Origin of the sequence: Halomonas sp. TD01, assembly GCF_923868895.1 — a bacterium.
Classification (GTDB): domain Bacteria; phylum Pseudomonadota; class Gammaproteobacteria; order Pseudomonadales; family Halomonadaceae; genus Vreelandella.
Genome location: NZ_OV350343.1, coordinates 2,320,600 through 2,344,552, shown reverse-complemented (window position 1 = coordinate 2,344,552; position 23,953 = coordinate 2,320,600). Strand labels below are relative to the sequence as shown.

The following is a 23,953-nucleotide window of genomic DNA, read 5'->3' as shown; positions in this document are numbered from 1 at the left end:
GCTTTGCTGGGCGGCTTTGTCTAGACGATTGTTAATCATCAGGTTGACGTCGGGTATCAGGGTGTTCGCTATTCCAAGGGTTCTCAACACCAATCGTATCGGCAGCAAATGCCTTACGTTCGCCAATAGGGCGAGCTGCTCCCACCGTCGTATCGTTGCTGGTCTGGCGCTCCATCTCGCAGTTGAGTTCTGCACCAAACAGCACCACAAACGCTGATAACCAAAACCATAGCATTAGCGCTACAACGGCCCCAAGAGAGCCATACAGCTCACTAAAGGTAGAGAAGTAGCGCACGTAAAGCGACAGGCCACCTGAGCCTAGCAACCACATGATAGTGGCAAACAGCGTACCGTAGCTTAACCAACGCCATTGGGCAGAACGTCGGTAGGGAGCGTAACGATACAGCAAAGCAATAAGCACGCTCATCAGTAACAACAGCGCGGGCCAACGCAGCCATTTCAAAACACTATCCATCGGTGGCTCAATCGTCAGCGCATCAACCACTATTGGCACAATGGCAATAAACCCTAGCGACACCAGCGTCATTGTGATCAGACCAAAGGTCAACGAAACTAGCACGACACCACGCAGCAGCAGCGGACGTTTCTCATGTTCGCCATACACTACGTTTAAGCCAATCACCAGCACAGAAACACTTTTCGATGCGATATACATGGCAATCAACAGTCCTGCTAGCGCTGCCATCACACTGCCAGATTCCGTGCTTTCTACTACCTCTTGCGCCTGCTGATCAATCAAATTCGCCGCGTCCGGTGGCATAAAACGGCTAATTTCGTAAAGCTGTCGGCCTGCCTCAACAGGATCAAACAGCAAACCCCAAAGAGAAATAACGGCGGCAATGGTCGGAAATAGCGCCAGCAGGGCATAAAAAGCGATGCCCGCTGCAAAGATAGTAATCCGGTCCCGACGTGCAGCACGCAATACCCGCCAAATAATATCGAGCCACCCCTTACGGGGAATATCGTCAGGCGCTGTTGCTTCTCTGCCTCGACAGTGAGCCTCCACTCTCTCTTTTTGGCTCATCGCAGCCCCTCCCACATCAGCAAAAGCGCTGCTATCACAGCAAACGCCATCATCAAACCGCTTCCATGATGACGCATCCATGCTTCTGCGAATAACCCTTTCTTCAATTGCGCCACTAACGTTCGTTCAAATGCTAGCGAGAATGACACACTCGCCACTTTCACCTTTTCACAGGCTCGGGCCAAAGCCTCTATGACGTGCAATCCTTTTACAGAAAAGGCGCTATACAGCCACCATAAATCGCCTGCAGGTGGCGCTTGAATGACAACGCGGCGCAGCCAGCCAGTGCAAATCACAACAGCCATCACAACGACCATGACACCGACGGGGAAAGGCCAACTAAGACTTAACCATTCAGTGGCTGGCGGCACCTTGACGCTGCCGACGGGCAGTGGAAGCCACATTGGCGTTACCAGGGCAGCGACCAATGCCGCCAACCACGCGCCCCACTGGAAGGCATTACTGCCCCCTGAGTGCCGTTGTTGCCACTGACGCCACACGCAGACGCTGATCAACGCAGAAGTGCCAATGGCCGCCCAGGTAAGCAGCATAATCAGATGTTCGTGATGCATTTCATAAAGCGCACTTTTAACGCCCCATTTACTTAGCATCCCCGCCGCCAGCGCACCCGTTAGCGACACGCCTGGCAAGGCGATTAATGCAAACAACAGAGGTTGCGGCCAGCGAGGCATGTGCTCGCTAATACTGGTGCCCAGAAATAACGCTCCTTTTGCCAATGCATGATGGCCGGCAAAAAACACCACACCAGGCAATAATAGCGGCCACACGTCTGGGGCGGCCAACCCCATGGCCACCATGGCAGTGAGCATGCCCATTTGGCTGATACTCGAGTACGCCAGCACCGCTTTTGGATGACGCTGCCACACCCCATACAACGCTGCGCCAAACGCGGCTGCTAACCCGGCCACTAACATGATGTTGCCAAGTAGAGTGAACGCGGGCGACAACCCATCAACTCCCAGCGGCAATACATTTATCCACCCTAACAGCCCGGCCTTGATCATCGCGCCACTCAACACCGCGCTAGCAGGAGCAGGCGCGACTGGGTGCGCCAAAGGCAACCAAACATGAAGGCCAATAACACCCGCTTTAACCCCAAACCCAAGCCATAACAAAAGCGCCATCAAAGCACCGTAATCAGCGGCAGCAATTCCTTCGCGCACCCCCTTAAGCGTCAGGGTTTCCACAGTGCCGGCTGCCCAAAGTAGGCCACCAAGGATAAGCCCTTCGCCAATAACGGCTAAGATTAAGTATGCCCTTGCACCCAGCCGCGCTTCGTTACTACCGCTATGCACCACCAGGGCATAAGCGGCAAACGTCATCAGTGCAAAGCCCAGATAAAAACTGGCGATATCTTGAGCAATAATCAGCAGCACATTGCCCAGCAACGTCAGTGGCCACAGTAGCGCTAACCGCTGAAGTCGACGCTGGACAGCCTGATCGCCCGCCTGGGCTTTTCTTTGATCTGCTGCAAAGTACCCCCGCGCATGAACGGCCGCCAAACTCCATAGCAGAGCAGTAAATGCGAGCCAAGGCCGACTCAGCGCGTTTAACTCCCAATAACCGCCTAACATCCAGGCATCGATTGTCCATTGGACCTCGCCGCTAAAAGCCAGCAGTAACGCTGGCCATGAAGCACTCATCCAAAGCAACGAAAAATAGCGACGGCTCGCAGCCGGCGTTCGATACGCCTGCCATACAGTGCTGCCCGCAACCCAAAGGGGCCAGAGCAACGCCGCCGTCAAGAGTAGTGAGATCATGGCAGGTACTCCCCTACTGCCACGCGGGTAGCCCAATCCAACGGACTAAACGGCAACCCTGCCAACAGCCCTGCCCCAATGCTAACCATCGCAGTAAATACCGCTGGCCATAATAACCAACCGTGGGTTTCCAGACGCCCAAGACGCTGCTCATTGGGCCACTCGCCGTTCCCATGAGCGGGGCCCTCGCGGAACCAAAGGCGGTGCAAGATAGGAAGAAAATAAATAGCATTCAAGGTACTGCTCGCGACTAAAACAACCACGACCCAATACATCTGTGCCTGGATAGCACCCACCCCTAAGTACCACTTAGTAATAAAGCCCGCGATAGGAGGCAGCCCAATCATCCCCAACGCCCCCACAGTGAATGCGAAGCTAGTAAGTGGCATGCGCTTCCCGGCACCGTCCATTTCATCAATACGGTGGATGCCTAACTCTTCAGCGTAGTTACCCGCACAAAAGAACAGCGTGACTTTCATCAAGCCTTGATGCAGAAGATGCGCAAGTGCACCAATGGTACCGAAGGGGCCAAACAGGCAAACACCAAGCACAACATAGGAGACCTGGCTGATAGTGGAAAATGCCAGACGGGGCTTTAATTCCTGCTGGGCAATCGCGCGTAGCGAGCCGTAAATAATCGTGATTGAAGCCGCGACCGCCAGTACAGTGGTGACACCAAGCTCAACGCTGAGCTCAATACCGTAAAGATCATAAATCACCCGAAGGATGCCAAAGGCACCGGCTTTTACAACCGCAACAGCATGTAACAGCGCGCTAACCGGCGCAGGCGCTACCATGGCTCTTGGCAGCCACCCATGCAACGGCACCATGGCGGCTTTAACAGCTAACCCCCCCACCAACAGCGCAAATATCAGTGTCAGCAGACCACGATGATCATTGAGATAAGGCGATAACCCCTGTTCAGAAGCGAACGAGTGGTCGCCGGTTAAACTGTAAAGCAGTACTACACCGAGTAGCAGCACCACCCCAGCCGTTAAGGTATAGCGCAGATAAACACGCCCCGCTGCTAACGCTTTAGCAGTTCCGTAGTGGACGACCAACGGGTAGGTGGAAAGGGTCAGCATTTCGTAGAAAATCAGGAACGTAAACAGATTCCCGGCTAACGCGATACCCAGCGTACTCGCGACACACAGGCTGAAAAAGCCAAAAAAGCGTTTGCGGTTCGCCGCCCCTTCTAAATAGCCGATCGCGTAGATCGTGGTACACAGCCACAGTAGCGAAGAAAGACCAGCAAACATCACCCCTAACGAATCGGCTCTCAATACGAACTCAACACCACCCACTATCTGGAAACTAAAGGTGTCTTCAAACCCCTGAGAAACCCGCCCAACCATCAAGGTTACCAGGATGATTTTACTCACAGCGGCAATCAGGTTAATGCTGGTACGCAGCCGCCGCGCGTCTTCAGGTAGAAGAAAAATAACCGCCGCTGCAAAGAGAGAAATCGCTAACGTTGTTAGCGGTAGCCAAGCCGCGTTCATGCGCCACCTCCCTGCAATAGCGCCAGTGGTAGGTGAGCCAATAAGCCAAGTGCAAACGCAGCTAACGCTAAACAAAGCGCAATAAGATCCATGCCGGGCGCTAACGGCTGGTAGTGATGACGAGGCGCCGTTTCATCAAAGGAGTAGCGGAAAACGCGAAACACATAGGCAGCTGTCAGTAGCGTACCGGCTAATAGCGCAGCGACGGCTACCCACTGCTGAGTCATCACCATTGCCTGTAGCAGCAACCATTTTGCAGTAAACCCTGCGCTAGGCGGCAGCCCCATCAGCGTAACGGACGCAATCCCGAACACAAGTAGTGACAGCGGTAACCGGCGGCTCGTGCCTGACAGCCCTTTAATTGAGCTTTCGCCAGTGGCAAGAATCAGATTGCCAACGGCCATAAACATGGCCGCTTTTGCCAGCGCGTGGCCCATTAACTGCAGCCAAAACCCTTCCCAGGCCAGCGCTCCAGGCAGCGGTGAAATAGCTGGCCCCAACAGCAAGGGAAAAGCCACCATTAAATAACCCAGCTGGCCTACCGTCGAAGACGCTACCAAGGTTTTAAGTGATTCAGCACGCCACGCAATTAGCCCGCCCCAAACAATCGCTAGCATGCCTAACCATGCCACAAAGCGCGGGGCAAACAGCGCCTCGGGAAGCAAAATACCCCACAGCATGACCAGCATAAACAGCGAGGCTTTAATCACCAACGCTGCATGCAGTGCACTCACCGGTGTCCAGGCATTTTCATGCACAGGCGTTAGCCACCCGTGTAACGGAAAGAGTGCCGCTTTCAGCGCCAGCCCTGCGCCTATCAGAGCCGCAGCAACCCAAGACACTGGGCCAGGCTCAACAACCTCAGCCAGGGATTTGAGGTCAAGCTCGCCCCAATAGCCAAGCAGCAGGGCCACGCCCAGCAGATAAGCAAGCGACCCCACCAACGCTAAAAGCAAATAGCGCATGCCTGCTTTCAGCGCATTAGGCTTACCTGACAGCAGTAACATACCCACAGCAGCCAGACCCATTGTTTCTAGCGCGGCGTAAAGGGTTAAGAGATCTGCTGCTAGCCAAATAAGCGAAAGCGCACTGATCAGCACACCCATCAACGGCCACAGCCATCGCGCGTGCTTGCCAGGACTGGTAAGTTGCAAATGCCCCGGCGTGTACAAGGCAGCCGCTACCCCCACCCATTGAGTGATCATTAACATTAAACCGCTCAGGCCATTAAAACGCTGCGATAGTTCAACGCCCGCAACGTGCCATTGCCAGCGCAGTAACCCCACCTGCAGGTAGTCGACAACCAACAGTGCACCCGCCAGCAAAATTGGCAGGCACACAAGCAAAATAGGAAACAGGCGGCGCGGCCTAAAAAGAGCACCTAAAAGACCTGCAAAGATCGGCAGCACCAGCGTTGCCAGCAACGCCCAGTGGGTATACCACAGCGGTTCAAACGTGCTTTCGTGCAGGCCAAAACGCCATATCATTACGCGTGCCTCGCAGCGTCACTGTCACTTTCTAGTGCAAGCACACCTTCTAACGAAACAAGTTGCCGAATTAGCAGCACGCCCAACAAGGTACCCAACCAGGCAATGGTCAATCCCACGCTGATAAACGCCTGTGATCCAGGTATCGTGCCCGCCATTCCCGCCAGCAACAGGAACACACCAGACCCAAGAACATTGAAAGCCATTAAGCGGCGCAGCATATGCTTATGTAGTGCAAACGCCCCCATCGCGGTCGCTACAATAATGACGGCAGCGATGATCAGCGGATGCTCAGTCAATGAGTACGCCATGTCAGGCAATAAAAAGCGAATGGCACCGCCTATCATCACACTCCAGGCCAGCGCCAACAGTGCGCGTACTACACTATGTGACCAACGGTGAAGGGAACGGTCATAATGTGGCACTTTTTCGGTAGTGGCAGGGAATGCACTCAATGCATAAAAAAAACTACCACCCGTCAGCGCCAACCCTAGTACAAGCTCTGCTAACGCCAACCAGGGTGCGCCAAGCTGCCACCAAGAAAGACTCATTAATAGCGCAAATAGCAAAAACAGACCGCTCGCCCGTTTTAAGTGGCGATCAAACAGACAAGCTAGCGCCGCGGCTACCAAGCAGAGCGCTAAACCGCTTTCTACATAGTCAATTGAAGCTATCATAAGCCTTCGCTGATTCCTTGCATCGGCTACGGGGTTGGATGCAAGGCTAAGCTAGACGCTCGCTCAACCACTTGCCAATATCATTAACCTGCTGAGGGCATAGCGCATGCGCCATCGGATACTGGCGATAATTAACCGTGTAGCCCATTTCTTTTAGGCGTTCGACACCACTGCGACCTAGGGTTTCAGGAACGATGGGGTCGAAATTCCCGTGGTGTGCTTCGATAGGTATATCGCGATTGGATTCGGCTAAATCGATACTATCGGCCGTCGCAAAATAGGTCGACATAGCCAACAGTCCGCCAAGAGGTTGAGGGAATGAGAGCGCCGCCTGATAGGCTACCGCGCCTCCCTGAGAAAACCCCGCTACGATAATGCGGCGGCTGTCGATTCCTTGATCAATCTGCTCTTCAATCAGTGCCTGAATGCGTTCAGCAGACGTTTTTAGTTGCGCTTCATCCACCCGACGCCCCAAATCCATTGCGAGGATGTCATACCACGCAGGCATCACCATGCCGCCATTAATAGTGACCGCCAAGCGCGGCGCGTGGGGCATAATAAAACGCACATGCGCTGAGTCCGGCAGTGTAAGGGCTGGTACTAGCGGCTCGAAATCGTGCCCATCGGCACCCAACCCGTGAATAATAATCACGCACGCATCGGCGGGTTGACCATTCTGCGGTTCAATAATCAGTTCGCCTGGGGCTGTCATGGGCTCTTTCCTTGCTGACGTTAAAAGCGCCACCCTAGCGCAAAGTGGCGCGTTGAGCGAGTCATTTGCCTGCTTAAAACGGCCAAACCAGTGGAATAAGGGTTAAGGCAATGGCTCCCGTCAATAGGTTTAAGCCGCCACCTACACGTAAGAAATCACTGATCCGGTAGCCGCCAGGGCCATGCACCATGAGGTTCGTTTGATAACCAATCGGCGTTAAAAAACTCGCCGAGGCAGCGAACATTACCGCCACCACGTAGGGCATCGGGTTAACTCCCAGGCTTTCCGCTGCCGCCATGACCACCGGAAAAATGATCACCGCAGCGGCGTTATTGGTCACTAGCTCGGTTAACATTGCCACAACGCAATACGTAGCAATTAAAAGCAGCAGCGGGTTACCCGCCACCAACGATAGTACACTTCCCGCCAAGAAATCCGCCGCGCCGGACGTTTGCAGCGCAGCCCCTACCCCAAAAGATGCCGCAATGGTCAGCAGCACTTGGGTATCCAGACCACGCTTAGCAGCCCCCACGGAACAACAACCGGTTAATAACGCTAGCGACGCGCCCAGCATAGCGGCATTGAGCATACTTAAGACACCTAACGCCGCCAGCAATACAGCCCCCAACAAAATCGCCCAAGCCAGCGGTGCTTTTTCATGCACAGGACGCGCTGAGCCATTCAGTTCGCTGATTAAAAGAAAGTCTTTCGATTGACGGTGGCGCTCGATGAACGGAGGACGCGCTTCTAAAAGCAGCACATCGGCAGGCTGCAAGCGTACTTGGCCTAAGTTTCCAGTCACCCGCTCGCCGCCACGGCAGATCGCTAATACGGCAGCGCCATACAGTGTTCTAAAACGCCCGTCACGAATTCTCTGTCCAATAAACTGACACTGGTTCGACACCACCGCTTCCACCAAGCGACGCTCTTTGAACTCTTTTTCCAAACTCGAAGCCGCATCACGAGAAGGGATGAGCCCACGAATTTGCTGTAACTCTACAGCGGCGTCAGAGGTGCCAACAAAGACAAGCCGGTCACCTGCCTTTAGCTGCTCCCCCGGTCCCACCACACTCACCACATTACCGGCACGCTCAATTTCAACTAAAAAAAGCTCTTGAAGGTGGCGTAAACCAGCCTCTTCCACCGTACGGTCGACCAGCACACCCGCAGGATCAACTTCCATTTCGATGGTGAACTCACGAGGGTTAGCAAACGCTTTTGACATCCCCTCTCGTGAGGGCAATAAACGTGGCCCCAAGAAGATAAGGTAAGCAAGGCCCGCCAGCGCGACAGGAATACCTACCCACGCCAAATCAAATAGCCCCATCGCAAGCGCGGGGTGACGCTCTACTAACAGTCCGTGTACGACTAAATTAGTACTCGTACCAAATAGCGTAATGGTTCCGCCTAAGATGGAAGCGAAGCTAAGCGGCATTAAAAGCCGTTGGGGAGAAAGCCTCAACCGTCGACTCCAGCTCATTACAGCCGGAATGTAGGTCGCGACCACGGGCGTGTTATTAAGAAAACCACTCAGCGATGCCACGGGTAGCAAAAGCCGAACAAGCGCGCCACGTTCACTGTTAGGGCGACCTAGTACATAGCGAATAATCAGGTCAATACCACCAGTTTCGCGAATACTGGCAACCAGTACGTACATGAAAGCCACGGTAAACAAGCCACTGTTGGAAAAGCCGCCCAGCGCTTGCTGTGGGTCAATGACACCCAAGGTCATTAACAACACGACAGCACCGAGCAGAATAATATCTGGTCCCAGTCGAGACAGTGTCATTAACGGGAAGATAGTGAGCACTACCCCCACTGCTATCCAAGCATCCAGCGACATATCCTACATCCCTAACAAAAAAATCTTGGGATCATTGTGCCGCCTTCTCGATATTCTAAAAAGTTATTTTTAGAAACACAGTAAGATCAAAAAAGAATATGGGCGTGAGGCGTGAGGCGTGAGGCGTGAGGCGTGAGGCGTGAGGCGTGAGGCGTGAACAGGGTAGCGATTAGATAAAAACGAAAAAACCCCGCTTTCGCGGGGTTTTTTAGCATATTAGCGTTACACGCTAACAGCGTACATCAGAGTTACTAATTAAAGAACTTTGATGTTGGAAGCCTGAAGGCCTTTTTTACCCTGAGTGACGTCGAAGGAAACCTTCTGGCCGTCTTGCAGAGTTTTGAAGCCGTCAGCTTGAATTTCAGAGAAATGCGCGAACAGATCGTCGCCATTGTCGTCCGGAGAAATGAAGCCGAAGCCTTTAGTGTCGTTAAACCACTTAACGGTACCAGTTGCCATGATCGAAATCCTCGATGTAGCTTGATGTAGAGCCGGGTAATACCCGAGTTGCAGTGGGTAGAACAAGAAACTTTCACCAGACTAAACGCTTGGGCGTTTCGATACTGCTGACAACGTTCGACTTGCTAACCAACTGCATCCAGCATGCGCTTAACTTAGCCGCACGTCAATACAATGATGAAAAAAAATGTCAGGGTGATGACCGATCCGTTGCCATCATCCACCCCGCTGCTTTTTCGGCGATCATCAAGGTAGGTGAGTTGGTATTGCCGCTGGTAATGGTCGGCATGATGCTGGCGTCTACTACCCGCAACCCCGTCACACCCTTGACACGCAGTTTTGAATCCACGACGGCCATGGGATCGTCGTCGTGGCCCATTTTTGTAGTACCTACCGGGTGAAAAATTGTCGTGCCAATATCGCCCGCCAGCTTGGCCAGGTCATCGTCACTCTGGTATTCAAGCCCCGGCTTGAACTCTTCTGGCTGATACTTGGCAAATGCCTGCTGCTCGGCAATGCGCCGCGTAACCCGTAGAGAATCTGCCGCTACCTTGCGGTCTTCTTCCGTGCTCAGGTAGTTAGGCTCAATGGCGGGCGCAGTTTGTGGATCACGATTTTTGATCCGCACCGACCCACGGCTCGTTGGATTAAGATTGCAGACACTGGCGGTAATCGCAGGAAACCCATGCAGCGGCTGGCCAAACGCATCGAGGCTTAATGGCTGTACGTGGTATTCGATGTTGGCATGCTGGTACTCATCAGAACTGCGCGTAAAGATACATAGCTGGGATGGCGCCATGCTCATCGGACCTGAACGTTTAAGCACATACTCCAAACCAATCTTAGCCTTACCCAACAGAGTACTGGCCATAGTGTTAAGCGTTTTTGCCCCTTTCACTTTATAGACAGAACGAATCTGTAAGTGATCCTGCAGGTTTTCGCCTACACCTGGTAACACTGCTACTAACTCGATACCGTGACGTTCAAGCAGCTCTGCTGGCCCAATACCCGATAACTGCAATATCTGAGGCGAGCCGATAGCGCCTGCACTCAGCACCACTTCTTTATTAGCCCCCACACTAAGCGTTTTGCCCTCACGTAGAAGCTCTGCACCTACGCAGCGAGGTTTGCCTTCTTGCTGTTCAAATAGCAGACGATTGACGTGGGTAGAGTGCCATAAGGTGAGATTGGAGCGCTCTTTGATAGGTCTCAAAAACGCTTTAGAAGTATTCCAGCGCCAGCCTTTGCGCTGATTGACCTCAAAGTAATTGACGCCTTCGTTATCACCGCGGTTGAAATCATCAGTGCGTGGAATACCCGCTTGAACCGCCGCCTCGGCGAAATCGTCTAGCACTTGCCAGCTTAAGCGCTGTTTTTCGATCCGCCATTCGCCACCGTGGCCATGATAACGACGGTGCTCAGCATCGCCGTCACCGCCTTCGTCTAGCCGGTGGTGGTCTTCGTGCTTCATAAAATCCGGCAAGCAGTTATCCCAGCGCCAGGCGTCATCTCCAGTCAGTTCAGCCCAGTGGTCGTAATCCCGAGCCTGACCACGCAGATAAAGCATGCCATTAATGCTGGAACAGCCGCCCAAAGTTTTACCCCGAGGATAAATCAGTGAGCGACCGTTGAGCCCTTTGTCGGGCTCGGTGCGAAACAGCCAGTCGGTACGCGGGTTATTAATGCAATAGAGGTAGCCCACGGGAATATGAATCCAGTGGTAGTTATCTGGCCCGCCCGCTTCAATCAGCAGCACCTTATTATTTGGATTGGCACTGAGTCGATTAGCCATCAGGCACCCTGCGGTGCCTGCGCCAATCACAATATAATCGAAGTTATTATTAGCAACATATGGCATGAACTGGCTCCCGTAACGTAATGGCGTTACTTCGCCGTAGGCATCACAAACTCAGCGCCTGCATCGATGGAGTCTGACCAGCGCTGCATAATGGATTTCTGCTTGGTATAGAAACGCACACCTTCTTCACCATAGGCATGCATATCGCCGAACAGCGAACGCTTCCAGCCACCAAAACCGTGCCACGCCATGGGTACCGGAATCGGCACGTTGATGCCTACCATGCCCACTTGAATACGGCGGCCAAACTCTCGGGCGACGTTGCCGCTCTCGGTAAAGCAGCTGACGCCATTGCCAAACTCATGATCATTGATCAGCTCAATGGCCGTGGCAACATCTGGCACCCGCACGCAGACCAACACAGGGCCGAAAATTTCTTCTCTGTAGATAGTCATCTCTGGCGTGACGTGATCAAACAGAGTGCCGCCCATCCAGAAGCCCCCAGCACAGCCGTCGCCGGTTTGCGCAGAGTCGAACTCACGACCATCCACTATCAACTGGGCACCCTCTTCTACGCCCTTATTGATATAGCCGGTAATACGCTCATGGGCCTGATGGGTGACGATGGGTCCCATTTCCGCATCCAGCTGCATGCCATCTTTTACTTTCAGCGCCTTAGCACGTTCAGCCAGTTGAGCCACGACGCCATCCGCCACATCGCCCACCAATACTGCCACGCTGATTGCCATACAACGCTCGCCTGCCGAGCCATAAGCAGCGCCGATTAAGGCATCCACAGCTTTATCCAGATTGGCATCGGGCATTACTACCATATGATTTTTAGCCCCGCCAAGTGCTTGTACCCGCTTGCCATGACGGGCGCCCCGCTCGTAAATCAGATTGGCAATCGGCGTAGAGCCAACAAACGACAACGCTTTAACATCCGGGTGGTCGATCAGCGCTTCAACGCTGCCTTTATCGCCCTGCACCACGTTGAATACGCCATCGGGAAGACCTGCCTTTCTCAGCAAATCGGCCATCATCAGCGAGGCGCTGGGGTCAAGCGGACTAGGCTTAAGTACAAAGGTGTTACCTGCAGCAATCGCCACGGGGAACATCCACATCGGTACCATAACGGGGAAGTTGAACGGCGTGATGCCAGCCACCACGCCCAATGGCTGACGCATGGTCCAATTATCAATACCGGTACTTACCTGCTCCGTGTAATCCCCCTTTAACAACTGAGGGATACCGCAAGCAAATTCAACGATATCAATCCCCCGGGCAACTTCCCCTTGGGCATCGGTAAACACTTTGCCATGCTCTTTGGTGATCGCTTCCGCCAGTGCATCTTTATGGGCGTTGAGCAGTTCCAAAAACTTGAACATTACTCGTGCCCGACGAATAGGCGGGGTGTCTGCCCAAGCAGGAAATGCCGCCTTAGCAGCTTGCACGGCAGTATCCACGTCGCGTTCAGAGGCGAGCACAACGTTTCCGGTGACGTTGCCAGTCGCAGGATTAAAGACATTTTGAGAGAGACCCGAGACTCCCTCGTTGATCTGCCCGTTAATGAAATGGTTAATAGCGGTTGTTGTCATTGGGCTACCTTTATAAGCAGATTAAAATAACAAATTAAGTATCGACAGATTAACAAGCTCTAAAAGGTAATCAATTGAGTAATTTTTAACCTGGATATAAGCTTTACTAATAACATAACAGCAACAGGCGCTCGCTTATGCAAGAGAACTCAGCGCTACGGGCATTTGTAGCCGTCGCACGTACTGGAAGCGTTTCCCGGGCTGCTAACCAGCTATGCCTTACTCAACCCGCTGTCAGTCTAAAGTTGAAGCAGCTTCAACAGCATTTGGGGTTAACTCTGTTCACCCGTCGCCCCCAGGGGCTAACGCTAACCGCCGATGGCTATGCGTTATTACCCGCCGCTGAAAACGCCCTTGCCAGCGCCTTGGCCTTTGAACAGCGCGCAAGTGCTTTACACAGCACCCTGCGAGGAAAACTAAAAATCGGCACGATTGTTGACCCGGAATTTATTCGACTGGGCAAATTTCTCAGCCGATTGATGGCTCGCGCCCCTCAATTGGAAACCGAGCTACAACACAGCATGAGTGGTAGCGTGCTAGCGAAGGTGGAGCAGGGCGAACTGGACGTGGGCTTTTTTCTCGCCCCTCCTGGCGAAGGGTCAGGAAGCGAAGCTCTTGCTTGGCGCGAGCTGACCCACTTCCACTACCATGTAATTGCCCCAGCAGGCTGGGAAACCAAACTGATGGATACCCGCTGGGAAGCTCTAGCCAGGCTTCCCTGGATAGTCACGCCCTCGGTCTCGGCACACCACCGGCTGCTAGAACGCGTCCTAACCCCAAGTGGCGCCACGCCTAATAGGGTTGCCCAAGTAGACCAAGAAGCTTGTATGCTGGATTTAGTACGTGCGGGAGTGGGTCTTAGCTTAGCAAGGGACGCGCTGGCAATGGCCGAACGCCAGGAAAGCGGTTTGGCTGTAGCCGAAAATGTCCGTCTACCCTGCGCCCTTAGCATGATATGGCGCAAAGAACGTGCAGCGGAGCCGACGCTCAAAGCAGCATTGGATACGTTAGACACAGTATGGCCTTATCGGCTGGGGTAGCGAATAGGTTATGTAAGGTATTAGCCCACGTTGCCACTAATCGACTCTACATCGAGCGATAACTCACCACGTCCATCGGAGTACCTACAATGACCCTATTTCACCTTCTTCGCCCCTTATCTCAGCCCTTAACGCTATGTGTCATAGCTACCGCTTGTCTTGCCAGCACATCACTTCACGCCCAGTCTAATGCGGAAGCAACCTTTGCTGGCGGCTGTTTTTGGTGCATGGAACCGCCTTACGATAAACAGCCCGGCGTCAGCGCCACCATCTCTGGATATATGGGCGGCGAGCTTGAAAACCCTACCTACGAGCAGATTTCTCATGGAGGAACCGGCCACGTCGAGGTGGTGCAAATTGCCTACGATGACAGCCAAATCGGCTATGACCAGCTGTTAGAGATTTTCTGGCGCAATATTGACCCCTTCGCCGTAGACCGCCAGTTTTGCGACAGCGGCGACCAGTACCGCTCAGCCATTTTTTACCATAACGACGAACAGCGAGAATTGGCTGAAGCATCCAAAGCTGAAATGGAAGCACGCTTTGAACAACCTATTGCTACCGAGATAGCCCCTGCCAGCGAGTTTTGGGCAGCTGAGGAGTATCACCAGGATTACTATGAAAAAAATCCCCTACGCTACCGTTTCTATCGCTTGAGCTGTGGTCGTGATGATCGACTGGAAGAGGTATGGGGCGAGGAAGCTGGCGGCCCAACATTTCAGTAGCCCACCATAAACATGCGAGTTTAACGGAACGTTTTTTACCGGTGACTGCCCTAGGGATAGCGCTTTAGTTAAGACGCTAACAATCAATTTGGGCAAAGCAACGTTTTTTCTACTAGAGTGGAGAATCAGTATTAATAGACCAGTCGGCTAATAACTGGTCTATTCTTTAACGCCCCGTTGATCAAAAGATAGGAGATCTTATGAGCAACAGCATCACAACCGTTAACCCAACCACCGGCGAAACGCTTGAGACTTATGCGCTGATGGATGCCAGCCAAGCCAAGCAGATTGTCGAGGCCAGTCATGAAGCGTTTCTAGACTGGCGGCTTAAACCTCTTGAACAGCGTGCTAAGGTGGTAAAAGCCATTGGCGAGGCGCTTAACGCCAATAAAGATGAGCTTGCCGAACTGATGGTAGAGGAAATGGGTAAGCTACCCAGCCAAGCCCGCCAGGAAGTTGAGCTTTGCGCAGGCATCTGCGATTACACCGCTAAGCATGGCCCCACTACATTAGCTGACGAAGAGCGCAACCCCAGCAATGGCGAGCGTGGCATTGTCACTTACTCTCCCATGGGTGTTATCTACGGCATACAGCCGTGGAACTTCCCCGCTTATCAAGTAGTACGTTACTCCATCGCCAACATTATGGCGGGTAATAGCGTACTCCTGAAGCACGCTGAAAATGTCACTGGCAGCGGCCTACTGCTCGAAAAGATTTACCGCGAGGCAGGCCTACCGGAAAATGTTTTCCGCACGATCATTATCTCTCACGATGTATCTGATGAGGTGATTGCACACAAGGCGGTTCGTGGCGTCACCCTTACGGGTAGCGATGGTGCAGGTCGTAAAGTGGCGGCAAAAGCAGCCGAACACCTGAAAAAAACCGTATTGGAATTGGGCTCAAACGATGCCTATTTGGTGCTGGATGATGCGGACCTCGACGTTGCCGTCAAAACCTGCGTCACTGGCCGAGTGTTTAATACCGGACAGACCTGCGTGGCTGCAAAACGCTTCGTGGTGACCGATGCCAACTATGAAGCGTTCAAAGAGCGTTTTGTGGAAAAGATGAAGGCGCTGAAAGTAGGCGACCCCAGGTCAGATGATACCGACTTAGGCCCTATGGCCCGTGTCGATCTGCGCGATACTCTTCATGATCAAGTGGAAGAGAGTGTGCGCAAAGGCGCAAAAATCTTGTGCGGTGGTGAAAAACCATCCGGCAAGGGCGCTTTTTATCCGGTCACTGTACTGGACAACGTGACACCCGGCCAGCCCGCCTACGATGACGAGTTATTCGGCCCAGTCGCAGCGCTAATTCGCGCTAAAGACGATGAAGACGCAATGCGCATTGCCAACGACAGCCGTTATGGTCTCGGCGGCGGCATCATCTCTAAAGACGTGAAGCGTGCTACCGAGCTTGCCAGCAAGTACTTTGATACAGGCATGGTCTTCATCAATGGCTTCGGCGTTGCCACCCCGGAAATGCCGTTTGGCGGCGTCAAAGATTCCGGTTATGGGCGTGAGCATGGTGGCTTCGGTATGCTTGAGTTCGTTAACGTGAAGTCAGTAATTGTTGTTAAAGAGTGATTATCCTTAAAGATCGATGACCGTTAGCAACTAAGGCGGTAAACGCTCAGAATCATAAGTAGTAACAAGACAGCGCCGCTAGCTTTTCAACAGGCTAGCGGCGTTTTTTTCGTTGCTGGTATTTTTATGAGTTTAAATGTTGTTCAGTGGTTCGGCGCTGCCAAAATTTCAGTACTAGCGCCATCACTCCCCACGTTACTAACGCCGCAATAACATCGTCTAACACAATGCCAAAACCGCCCTGCACATACTCTGCCAGATGAATCGGCGGCGGCTTTAGCGAATCAAAGAAGCGGTAGACAACGAATGCCAGCGCCATTGCGAGCGGATGACGCGCCGCTTGTAACCCAATAACCGCCAGCGGGAACGCCAAGTACTCATCGGCAACAATGCTGCCATGATCCAACCCTGCATAGTGTCTCGCAGCGACTTGGCAAACCGGCACCGCAAGTACTAGCAGAACAGCGATGATAGCGCTCTGCTGTACCAGCGGACGGCTCAACAACCACCATGCTAAGGGGATACCCAACAGCGAACCAAAAGTACCCGGTGCCATTGGCGCTAGCCCCAAGCCGAAGCCGGTGGCTAACCAAAAATTAATCGTATCTAGCATTAACCTGCCTGCTGCGCCTGGCGTTCAAGTTCGGCGGCCATATCAGGCGAGAGATTCAGCGCGCTTGCCAATTGATCCAGCCAGGCGCGCTCCATGGGATTTTGATCGTCAGTAACAGCAACGCTGATCAAATACATCTCGCGAGCAGCCTGGGGGGAGTCGGCTTCACGGGCGAGTGCCTGAGCATCCAGCGGGGCGTTAAGCTGCTGCTCGACCCAGCGGTGCATCTCCTGATCGGCACCTAGCGCATCGATCTGCTCTGTGATGAGTGACTGCTCTTGCTCATCAATGTGTCCATCAGCCCTTGCGGCCATGATCATTGCTTGCAACAGCTCAAGGCTGCGCCGCTCTTGATACTCACCGCTAAGCACTTCTACTCGCTCGCCCTCGGATGCATTTTGAGCAGCGCTGAACGAGTTAGCACCATTTTTTCCTTCCTGGGAGCTTTGCCATGCTTTCCAGGCCAACATCCCCACACCGGCAATCGCGCCGTACTTGAGTGCTTTACCGCCCATGCTACGGCCACGCTTAGAGCCAACAAGCAATCCCATTGCGCCACCACCTAACAGGCTCTTCATATCAAAACCGCTAGAGCCGCCGCCTTGACGTGAGCTCTGGCCTGCGCCGCTACTACCACCGCCTAGCTGGCGCGATAGCCCATCAATAACGCCTTTAACATCGATACCGCTTCCGCTGCCACTACTGTTTCCACTACTTCTGCTACCGCTGGCCTGCTTCATCAACTGTTGTAAAATCTTGCTTGCGTTCATCCTTGCACTCCTAAGTGGATAGTATCTCTAGGGCTCGCTAGACGATTCACTTCCGTTATAAAACATGCTGTATGAACGCAGCATGAATTAACGCCACCCCAGGCATTAAAGAAGCGCGCCCTTCACTTCCACCGAGCTACCAAGTCGGCTGGCACGCACTTCAACACGGACAGGCATTTGCTCTTTGAGTTCGCTGACATGAGAGATAATCCCGATCATTCGCCCGCCCATTTGTAACTCGCTGAGCATCGAAATCGCTTGGTCTAATGCATCCTGATCAAGGCTACCAAAGCCCTCATCAATAAATAGCGTATCCAACTGAATACCGCCTGCGTAGGCCTGCACCACATCAGAAAGCCCTAGCGCCAGCGCCAAGGCCGCCATAAACGACTCACCACCGGAGAGCGTCGCTACCGAGCGGCTCTTGCCGGTATAGGTGTCGGCAACGTCTAGCTCCAATCCTGACGCTTTATTGCCTTTAGAGGGATCTTCGCGGCGCACCAACTGGTAGCGCCCACGGCTCATACGCACCAGCCGTTCAGACGCCTGAATCAGTACGTCGTCCAGCAGCACCCCCAATACAAACCGCTGCAGGCTGATGCGATTACCAGTCCGCCCGTTGGCCACCTCGCTGAGCGTTCCCCACACCCGATACTGGGCTTCAAGCTCGGCCTGGGCCGCGTGGGCAGCGGTCAGTTTTTGACGAATACCCTGCAAGGCCTTTAACCGCCCATCCATCGCCCGCCACTCCTCTAGTTGGGTATGTTCCTCAGCTTGGGCGGCTTGGGTGAGTGTAGTGAGTGCAGCAATATCCGGCGGCGTTTTTTCGGCCAGTTGGGCATGGTAATTCTGTAGCGCGCCTTCAAGTTCAGCCAAGCGGCGCTGATACGCCTCTACTTGGCGAACCAGGTCTTGACGTTGGTTATCTTCTAGCTTAGCAGCCTGAAAGGCAGCTTCACTTTCAAACGAACTGGCTTGTAGTGCCGTTTGCCACTCATTCTGGGCCTGCTCATACGCTTGCTGGCTACGCGCTACCCGCTGATTCGCGCCACGCAGCTGCTCTTCTGCCCGCGCCTGCTGGGTTTCGCTCGTCGAAAGCACCTGTTGTGCACGCTCCCAGGCCTGTTCAAGCTCAGCAATTTGGTTATCAAGTTCAGTGAGCGTTTGGCGCATGGCCAACGGGTTACGGGCATCTTCTGGCAGTGATTGGCTTAATTGATCGCGCTGGCTCTCTAGCCGTAACGCCTCCTCTTTGGCCTTTTCAACCTGAGGCCGCTGGGCGTTGAGCTGTTTATCCAGCGTGCCCCAGTCACGGCGTAGCTCGTCACGGGTACTGGTTTGCTGGTTAATCTCACTTTCGACATTTTTCCGACGCTCGACTTGGCGGCGCAATTGTTCGCAGGCCTGTTGCAACTCAAACGGCGGTTGGCTAGCCCACTCACCAAGCTGGTGAGTACGGCGCTGCACCTGCTCAGCGTTGTAACTATTCTGTTGTGCTAACTGGTGATCCTGACGCTCGGCGGTATGTAATGCGTGGCGCGCTTGCTCCTGGGCTGAACGGGCTGCTTCCACCTGCGCTTGGGTAACAATGTCAGTATGTTTAAACGCCGGAGCTGGGTGCTCAAGGCTGCCACACACTGGGCAAGGTGCGTCCTCTTTAAGGGTGCGCGCTAGCAATGCGGCTTGCCCTTGGTGCCAGCGCATCTCTTGCTCAGTTGCGTGGCGCTTAGCCTGTTCTGCTTCGCTGCGCCGACCTTGAAGCGCCTCTGTTGCCTGTTGTTGTTGAGCGGTAAACTCACGCCCCTGCCGCATCAGCTCCTCCAACTCCTGTCGCTGAGCTAGCAGGCTCTCGTGGCGGCTCAGCTCTGCAGGGGCGCTGGCCAACTGCTGACTTTCCGTTTGCAGCTGCTCAAGAGTAACGCTTAGCGCTTCACCTTGCTGACGAATACCGTCTAATTGAGCTTCATCACGCTTAAGTATGTCATCGGCTTGCTGCCAAGCGGTTTGTGCCGCTTGCCAGCGCGCTTCAAGCTCACTTAACTGCTGGCTTTTGTGGATAAACTCGCCCAACTGACGATGGCGCTCACGTAGTGCGGGCAGTTCGGTCTGGCGCTGGCGTGCCGCTTCAAAGGTACGCTTGGCTTGTTCAGTATTCGTACGCTGGGTAGTAAGCGCGGCATCGGCTTGTCGCTGCTCTTCTTGGGCGGTAGTGAGTGCCTGCTGCGCTTGGACTAACGCAGCACTGTAAGGTCGTAGCGCTTGAGCGTGGTCGCTTTGGGTCAAGCGGCTCTGAAAGGCGGTTATTTGCGCTTGCTGCTCAAGGTGGCGTGCTTTCTCTGCGGCGAGGCTGTCTCGCGCTTCAAATTGGCGCTGTAACGCTTGGGCTTCATCTCGTCGCTGTTCAGCACTACGGCGCTGCTGCTGAGCGGTTTCAAAACGCTGACGCGCTTGCCCTACTTGCGGGGTTAGCGCCTCTACTTCTTGCGCCAATGCCGCTTCGCTTTCCAGCTCGCCCCCGGCCAAAATGCCATTGATATGTTGGCGATGATCATTCACCGCTCGCTCTATTTGATTCGCCTGGGCACGCAGGCGCTCTTCAATACGCTGAAAAATCTGGGTTTGAAACAACTGAGAAAAAATTTTCTCGCGGTCTTTCGATTCCGCTAACAACAGTTCACGAAACTTCCCCTGGGGGAGCACCATTACTTGGCGAAATTGATTAGCATCCAGACCTATTAAAGCGTGCAGCTGGCTGTTGGCATCGGTGACCTTACGCGCCACCAAACATTCATCCTCATCACCTTCCGGGGTAAGCCGCCACAGCTGGGCTTCAGCGCTTTGTGTGGTAGTGCCTTCACCAGTGGCCTTGGGGCGCTCCTGCTGGGGCACCCGGCGCACTCGGTAAGCACTATCGCGCAGGCGAAAATCCAAGCTCACCTCGGTCAACAAGGTAGCAGCAGCTTGGTCGCAGCGCATTTGGCCGGCATCACGGTCATTGCCGGTGGTTTGACCGTAAAGCGCAAAACAGATGGCATCTAATATTGAGCTTTTCCCTGCGCCCGTGGGGCCGTTAATCAGAAACAACGGGCTTTTGCCCAGCGCAGTAAAGTCGATCGTTTCACTGCCTGCAAAGGGGCCAAACGCCTGCATGGTGAGCGTTAACGGCGTCATGGCTGGCTCTCCTGCTCACGGCTTAGGGTGGTGATGAGTTCACGCATAGCGTTGGCCTGCTCATCACTCATGGTGTCTCCGCTGGTTTGAGTAAAGAAATCGCTAAACATGTCCAACGCGCTAAACTGCAGCCGCTCGCGATCTAGCTGCTGACGCCCTCGCGCTTCCAGCATGCCGGGTTTTTCTAAATGCAGCACATTGGGGTAGACCTCGCGCAGCTTGCCCATGGGGTCAAGAATCGCGTGGCGGTCGGTCAGCCGTACTAACAGGTAGTCATCAGCCTGGGCATCGGTTCTGCCTTGTGCTAGCAGCTCAGCTAGCTCGCCTTCCAGCACGCGCACCTCTCGGTGCGGTGTTAGCGGGCGGTGTTCGATCTGGCTCACGCCCTCTTGGCCAATATCCACCAGCGTGACGCCTTTGCGCTGGTTAGCCTCTGAGAAGCTGTATTTAAGCAGCGAGCCACTGTAGCGAATATGCTCACCGCCGCGATATTGCGGCCCATGAAGGTGGCCTAGAGCGACATAATCAAACAACTGCATAGGTTCCCAGGCAACGCTTTCCGCGCCCCCCAAGGTTAACGGGCGCTCTGAATCGCTGGCACTGCCGCCATCCACAAAGCAGTGGCTCATCAGTACGGTGGGGCGGCCTACTTGGCGCTGGGTGTTGATACGTTCAACCAAGTAGCGATGAGCGCTGTCAAAGTCGCGTACATCCACCGAAAACTGGCTGCGTACATACTCTGGGTCAGCGTAGGGAATACCGAACACATCCACTTCTTCCCCATTAATCGACAGTGTCACGGGGTGATCGCAGTTGGATAGATCAGACAAAATATGCAGCCCTGCTTGGCGCAGGTGGCGCGCGCCGAAGCCGAGGCGCTCAGCGCCGTCATGGTTGCCAGAAATCATAATCACCGGCAAACCACGCTTTTCACACAATTCGCCAAGCACCTCATCTAACAGCGTGACAGCAGCGGCTGGCGGCACCGAACGATCATAGATATCACCGGCAATCAGCACGGCATCCACCGCATCGCGGTCAATAATGTCCAGTAGCTGGCTCAGCACATGGCGTTGGTCTTCCAGCAGCGAGAGGTTGTGAAACAGCCGCCCCAGGTGCCAATCGGCGGTATGAAGTAGTCGCATGGCAGGCTCAACGCAAAAAATATTGCCCATCATAGCAATCTGCATTCCAAACTGTCCTTCACCCAGCACAAAAAGCCCCGCACATGGCGGGGCTTGAAGCAGTAGTAGTCGCTGGCAGTTAGTCGCGGAACGCGTCTGGATAGGTGGTTAGATCGATTCCCCACAATAGGGGTAACAAGAAATAAACCGCCACCACAATCAGCAGTAACGCGAAAATATTCAGCCAGAAGCCATTGCGCACCATTTCGATAATTTTAATTTTACCGGTAGCAAAAATGATTGCGTTGGGAGGCGTGCCCACCGGCAGCATAAAGGCGCAGTTAGCTGCCATGGCGGCAGGCACCATCAGTACAAATGGGTGAATATCCAACGCCAGTGCTAGCGATGCCAGTACTGGCAGAATCATCGTGGCCGTTGCTGTGTTGGAGGTGATTTCGGTCAAGAACAACACCATTCCAGCGGCTAACAAGATCACCAGCAAGAAGTTAACGCCCTCCAGCACACTCATCTGGCTACCGATCCACACGGCTAACCCAGAGGAACTGAAACCAGCAGCAATCGCCAAGCCACCGCCAAATAGCAGCAGAATGCCCCAGGGTACGTCTTTCGCAATATCCCACCCGAGCAGGCAGCCGCCTTTGTTTGGCGAAGGAATTAAGAACAGCGCAATCGCCGCTACAATGGCAATCATCGTGTCGTTAATACCTGGAATGGTGAGTATTTGGCCTTGCCACAGGAAAGAACGGGTAATCCAGAAAAATGCCGCTGACAGGAAAACGACCAACACAGCTTTCTCTTCAAAACTAATGTTACCCAGTGCTTCCTTCTCTTTGGCAATAAGCGCTTTGCCTCCAGGCAGGCTGCTGAATTTAATCGGGTAAATAAAGCGTGTCAGCATCAGCCAACCAATAAACAGAAGTACCACAACGACTGGAAAAGCAAACATCATCCAGCTGGCAAAGGTGATTTCAACACCAAACAGCTCATTCACAATTGCCGCCAGGATGATATTGGGAGGCGTACCAATCAGGGTACCCAAACCGCCGATAGTGCCGCCGTAGCCGACGCCAAAAATCAGCGCTTTACTGAATTTATCGATGTCTTCGCTATGATCACCATCGCTCTTACTCAGCTCTTGTGTCACCTGATACACAATCGCAGTGCCAATAGGCAGCATCATCATAACCGACGCGGTATTGGATACCCACATCGACAAAAAGCCAGTGGCCGCCATAAAGCCGAACACAATACTGTTAATACTGGTGCCCAATACCGAAATAATGGTGAGTGCAATACGCTTATGTAGGTCCCACTTCTCCATCGCCAGGGCAATCATAAAGCCACCGAGGAAAAGGAAAATAATAGGATTGCCGTAAGCCGCCGTTACCGCACTACTCTCAAGCGCCCCAGTAATAGGCAACAACACGATGGGCAGTAGCGACGTAACCGGAATAGGAATGGCTTCGGTAATCCACCACACAGCTACCCATAGCGTGGTAGCAAGCACCATGCGGCCTTCTATACTCAGGTCCGCAGGGTGAAAAAACAGCAGGACAAAGGCAAACAGCATCGGCCCCAGCACCAGCCCAATCTTTTGGGCCTTAGTATAAGCAGGTGGTTTTGGCGGTTAGTTACCCGTGTGTTGTTGCTCACCTGACGCATGAGGGGCTGAACGTCCCGCGCCGGAGGTTGGCAACGCACACATAAGTAGGTTTTTGACTTGGTCATGGGAGTGCCAAAGCGACTCCCAGAGTGTCATGGTGGCAGTTCTGCGCATTATCAAAGTACCGTTCGCAGTCAGGTGATCGAAAGGGAGCTTCTCACAGCAACCCCCTATGGCGTATTTAAACCAGCCTAGCTGGCTTTTTGGTGCCCTTTATTCACTGCAGCCAAGTATTAGTCCAGCGAATTGACGAAAACTACAACCAAAGTCTAACAACTTTAGTTGTAGCTGTTAGCGCTTCTTACCCTGATGTGACACTGCACTTTTATCACGGTAGGTTT

General features: G+C 53.6%; 18 protein-coding genes. 3 read left to right on the top strand and 15 right to left on the bottom strand.

Features of this window, described 5'->3' with window-relative positions; translation table 11 throughout:
* Window positions 1–31 precede the first annotated feature (31 nt).
* The 10 genes from L1X57_RS10565 to L1X57_RS10520 form a co-directional block, all read right to left on the bottom strand.
* Complete coding sequence (locus L1X57_RS10565) at window positions 32–1,045, bottom strand: YihY/virulence factor BrkB family protein (RefSeq protein ID WP_009721530.1); 1,014 nt, start codon at window positions 1,043–1,045, stop codon at window positions 32–34.
* Window positions 1,042–2,826 (bottom strand): proton-conducting transporter transmembrane domain-containing protein, encoded by a 1,785-nt coding sequence (locus L1X57_RS10560; protein ID WP_234667714.1) that lies wholly within the window; start codon window positions 2,824–2,826, stop codon window positions 1,042–1,044. Before L1X57_RS10560 ends, L1X57_RS10565 begins: the two co-directional genes overlap by 4 nt.
* Window positions 2,823–4,328, bottom strand: a complete 1,506-nt coding sequence (locus L1X57_RS10555; RefSeq protein WP_009721528.1) for a complex I subunit 5 family protein — start codon at window positions 4,326–4,328, stop codon at window positions 2,823–2,825. The genes L1X57_RS10560 and L1X57_RS10555 overlap by 4 nt, the downstream gene beginning before the upstream one ends.
* Window positions 4,325–5,815 (bottom strand): complex I subunit 5 family protein, encoded by a 1,491-nt coding sequence (locus tag L1X57_RS10550; protein ID WP_009721527.1) that lies wholly within the window; start codon window positions 5,813–5,815, stop codon window positions 4,325–4,327. The genes L1X57_RS10555 and L1X57_RS10550 overlap by 4 nt, the downstream gene beginning before the upstream one ends.
* On the bottom strand, window positions 5,815–6,492 hold the full coding sequence (locus L1X57_RS10545) for a hydrogenase subunit MbhD domain-containing protein (protein WP_009721526.1): 678 nt from the start codon (window positions 6,490–6,492) through the stop codon (window positions 5,815–5,817). The genes L1X57_RS10550 and L1X57_RS10545 overlap by 1 nt, the downstream gene beginning before the upstream one ends.
* Window positions 6,493–6,538: 46 nt before the next feature.
* On the bottom strand, window positions 6,539–7,204 hold the full coding sequence (locus tag L1X57_RS10540) for an alpha/beta hydrolase (RefSeq protein ID WP_009721525.1): 666 nt from the start codon (window positions 7,202–7,204) through the stop codon (window positions 6,539–6,541).
* 73 nt (window positions 7,205–7,277) lie between these two features.
* A complete protein-coding gene (locus L1X57_RS10535; RefSeq protein WP_009721524.1) occupies window positions 7,278–9,047 on the bottom strand; it encodes an SLC13 family permease in 1,770 nt (589 codons plus the stop codon).
* A gap of 255 nt (window positions 9,048–9,302) precedes the next feature.
* On the bottom strand, window positions 9,303–9,506 hold the full coding sequence (locus L1X57_RS10530; RefSeq protein WP_009101184.1) for a cold-shock protein: 204 nt from the start codon (window positions 9,504–9,506) through the stop codon (window positions 9,303–9,305).
* Window positions 9,507–9,696: 190 nt separating this feature from the next.
* The gene (locus L1X57_RS10525; RefSeq protein WP_009721523.1) at window positions 9,697–11,364 is read right to left on the bottom strand and encodes a GMC family oxidoreductase; all 1,668 of its coding nucleotides are present in this window, start codon (window positions 11,362–11,364) and stop codon (window positions 9,697–9,699) included.
* A gap of 26 nt (window positions 11,365–11,390) precedes the next feature.
* Window positions 11,391–12,902, bottom strand: coding sequence for a CoA-acylating methylmalonate-semialdehyde dehydrogenase (locus L1X57_RS10520; protein ID WP_009721522.1), 1,512 nt, complete (start codon window positions 12,900–12,902; stop codon window positions 11,391–11,393).
* Window positions 12,903–13,039: 137 nt separating this feature from the next.
* On the opposite strand from L1X57_RS10520, the gene L1X57_RS10515 reads away from it, so the two are divergent.
* The 3 genes from L1X57_RS10515 (at window position 13,040) to L1X57_RS10505 (ending at window position 16,250) form a co-directional block, all read left to right on the top strand.
* On the top strand, window positions 13,040–13,942 hold the full coding sequence (locus L1X57_RS10515) for a LysR family transcriptional regulator (protein WP_009721521.1): 903 nt from the start codon (window positions 13,040–13,042) through the stop codon (window positions 13,940–13,942).
* A gap of 89 nt (window positions 13,943–14,031) precedes the next feature.
* Window positions 14,032–14,667 (top strand): peptide-methionine (S)-S-oxide reductase MsrA, encoded by a 636-nt coding sequence (msrA, locus tag L1X57_RS10510; RefSeq protein ID WP_009721520.1) that lies wholly within the window; start codon window positions 14,032–14,034, stop codon window positions 14,665–14,667.
* 200 nt (window positions 14,668–14,867) lie between these two features.
* Window positions 14,868–16,250 (top strand): NAD-dependent succinate-semialdehyde dehydrogenase, encoded by a 1,383-nt coding sequence (locus L1X57_RS10505; protein ID WP_009721519.1) that lies wholly within the window; start codon window positions 14,868–14,870, stop codon window positions 16,248–16,250.
* A 124-nt stretch (window positions 16,251–16,374) separates the two neighbouring features.
* Here the strand turns inward: L1X57_RS10505 and L1X57_RS10500 are convergent, their stop codons facing one another.
* From L1X57_RS10500 to L1X57_RS10480, 5 genes are all read right to left on the bottom strand, one after another.
* Window positions 16,375–16,863 carry a phosphatidylglycerophosphatase A family protein gene (locus L1X57_RS10500; protein ID WP_009721518.1) on the bottom strand — a complete coding sequence of 163 codons (489 nt, stop codon included), beginning with the start codon at window positions 16,861–16,863 and terminating at the stop codon, window positions 16,375–16,377.
* Window positions 16,863–17,633 carry a tellurite resistance TerB family protein gene (locus L1X57_RS10495; RefSeq protein ID WP_009721517.1) on the bottom strand — a complete coding sequence of 257 codons (771 nt, stop codon included), beginning with the start codon at window positions 17,631–17,633 and terminating at the stop codon, window positions 16,863–16,865. The genes L1X57_RS10500 and L1X57_RS10495 overlap by 1 nt, the downstream gene beginning before the upstream one ends.
* Window positions 17,634–17,738: 105 nt before the next feature.
* Window positions 17,739–20,804, bottom strand: a complete 3,066-nt coding sequence (locus L1X57_RS10490; RefSeq protein WP_009721516.1) for an AAA family ATPase — start codon at window positions 20,802–20,804, stop codon at window positions 17,739–17,741.
* Window positions 20,801–21,949 carry an exonuclease SbcCD subunit D gene (locus L1X57_RS10485; protein ID WP_039868509.1) on the bottom strand — a complete coding sequence of 383 codons (1,149 nt, stop codon included), beginning with the start codon at window positions 21,947–21,949 and terminating at the stop codon, window positions 20,801–20,803. Before L1X57_RS10485 ends, L1X57_RS10490 begins: the two co-directional genes overlap by 4 nt.
* A 118-nt stretch (window positions 21,950–22,067) precedes the next feature.
* Window positions 22,068–23,531, bottom strand: a complete 1,464-nt coding sequence (locus L1X57_RS10480; RefSeq protein WP_326491350.1) for an SLC13 family permease — start codon at window positions 23,529–23,531, stop codon at window positions 22,068–22,070.
* Window positions 23,532–23,953 lie beyond the last annotated feature (422 nt).

Coding starts and splice junctions, on each gene's coding strand:
- msrA (WP_009721520.1), top strand. CDS start 14,032: ATGACCCTATTTCACCTTCTTCGCCCCTTATCTCAGCCCTTAACGCTA.
- L1X57_RS10555 (WP_009721528.1), bottom strand. CDS start 4,328: ATGAACGCGGCTTGGCTACCGCTAACAACGTTAGCGATTTCTCTCTTT.
- L1X57_RS10565 (WP_009721530.1), bottom strand. CDS start 1,045: ATGAGCCAAAAAGAGAGAGTGGAGGCTCACTGTCGAGGCAGAGAAGCA.
- L1X57_RS10560 (WP_234667714.1), bottom strand. CDS start 2,826: ATGATCTCACTACTCTTGACGGCGGCGTTGCTCTGGCCCCTTTGGGTT.
- L1X57_RS10550 (WP_009721527.1), bottom strand. CDS start 5,815: ATGATATGGCGTTTTGGCCTGCACGAAAGCACGTTTGAACCGCTGTGG.
- L1X57_RS10505 (WP_009721519.1), top strand. CDS start 14,868: ATGAGCAACAGCATCACAACCGTTAACCCAACCACCGGCGAAACGCTT.
- L1X57_RS10490 (WP_009721516.1), bottom strand. CDS start 20,804: ATGACGCCGTTAACGCTCACCATGCAGGCGTTTGGCCCCTTTGCAGGC.
- L1X57_RS10520 (WP_009721522.1), bottom strand. CDS start 12,902: ATGACAACAACCGCTATTAACCATTTCATTAACGGGCAGATCAACGAG.
- L1X57_RS10540 (WP_009721525.1), bottom strand. CDS start 7,204: ATGACAGCCCCAGGCGAACTGATTATTGAACCGCAGAATGGTCAACCC.
- L1X57_RS10495 (WP_009721517.1), bottom strand. CDS start 17,633: ATGAACGCAAGCAAGATTTTACAACAGTTGATGAAGCAGGCCAGCGGT.
- L1X57_RS10515 (WP_009721521.1), top strand. CDS start 13,040: ATGCAAGAGAACTCAGCGCTACGGGCATTTGTAGCCGTCGCACGTACT.
- L1X57_RS10525 (WP_009721523.1), bottom strand. CDS start 11,364: ATGCCATATGTTGCTAATAATAACTTCGATTATATTGTGATTGGCGCA.
- L1X57_RS10500 (WP_009721518.1), bottom strand. CDS start 16,863: ATGCTAGATACGATTAATTTTTGGTTAGCCACCGGCTTCGGCTTGGGG.
- L1X57_RS10530 (WP_009101184.1), bottom strand. CDS start 9,506: ATGGCAACTGGTACCGTTAAGTGGTTTAACGACACTAAAGGCTTCGGC.
- L1X57_RS10535 (WP_009721524.1), bottom strand. CDS start 9,047: ATGTCGCTGGATGCTTGGATAGCAGTGGGGGTAGTGCTCACTATCTTC.
- L1X57_RS10485 (WP_039868509.1), bottom strand. CDS start 21,949: ATGCGACTACTTCATACCGCCGATTGGCACCTGGGGCGGCTGTTTCAC.
- L1X57_RS10545 (WP_009721526.1), bottom strand. CDS start 6,492: ATGATAGCTTCAATTGACTATGTAGAAAGCGGTTTAGCGCTCTGCTTG.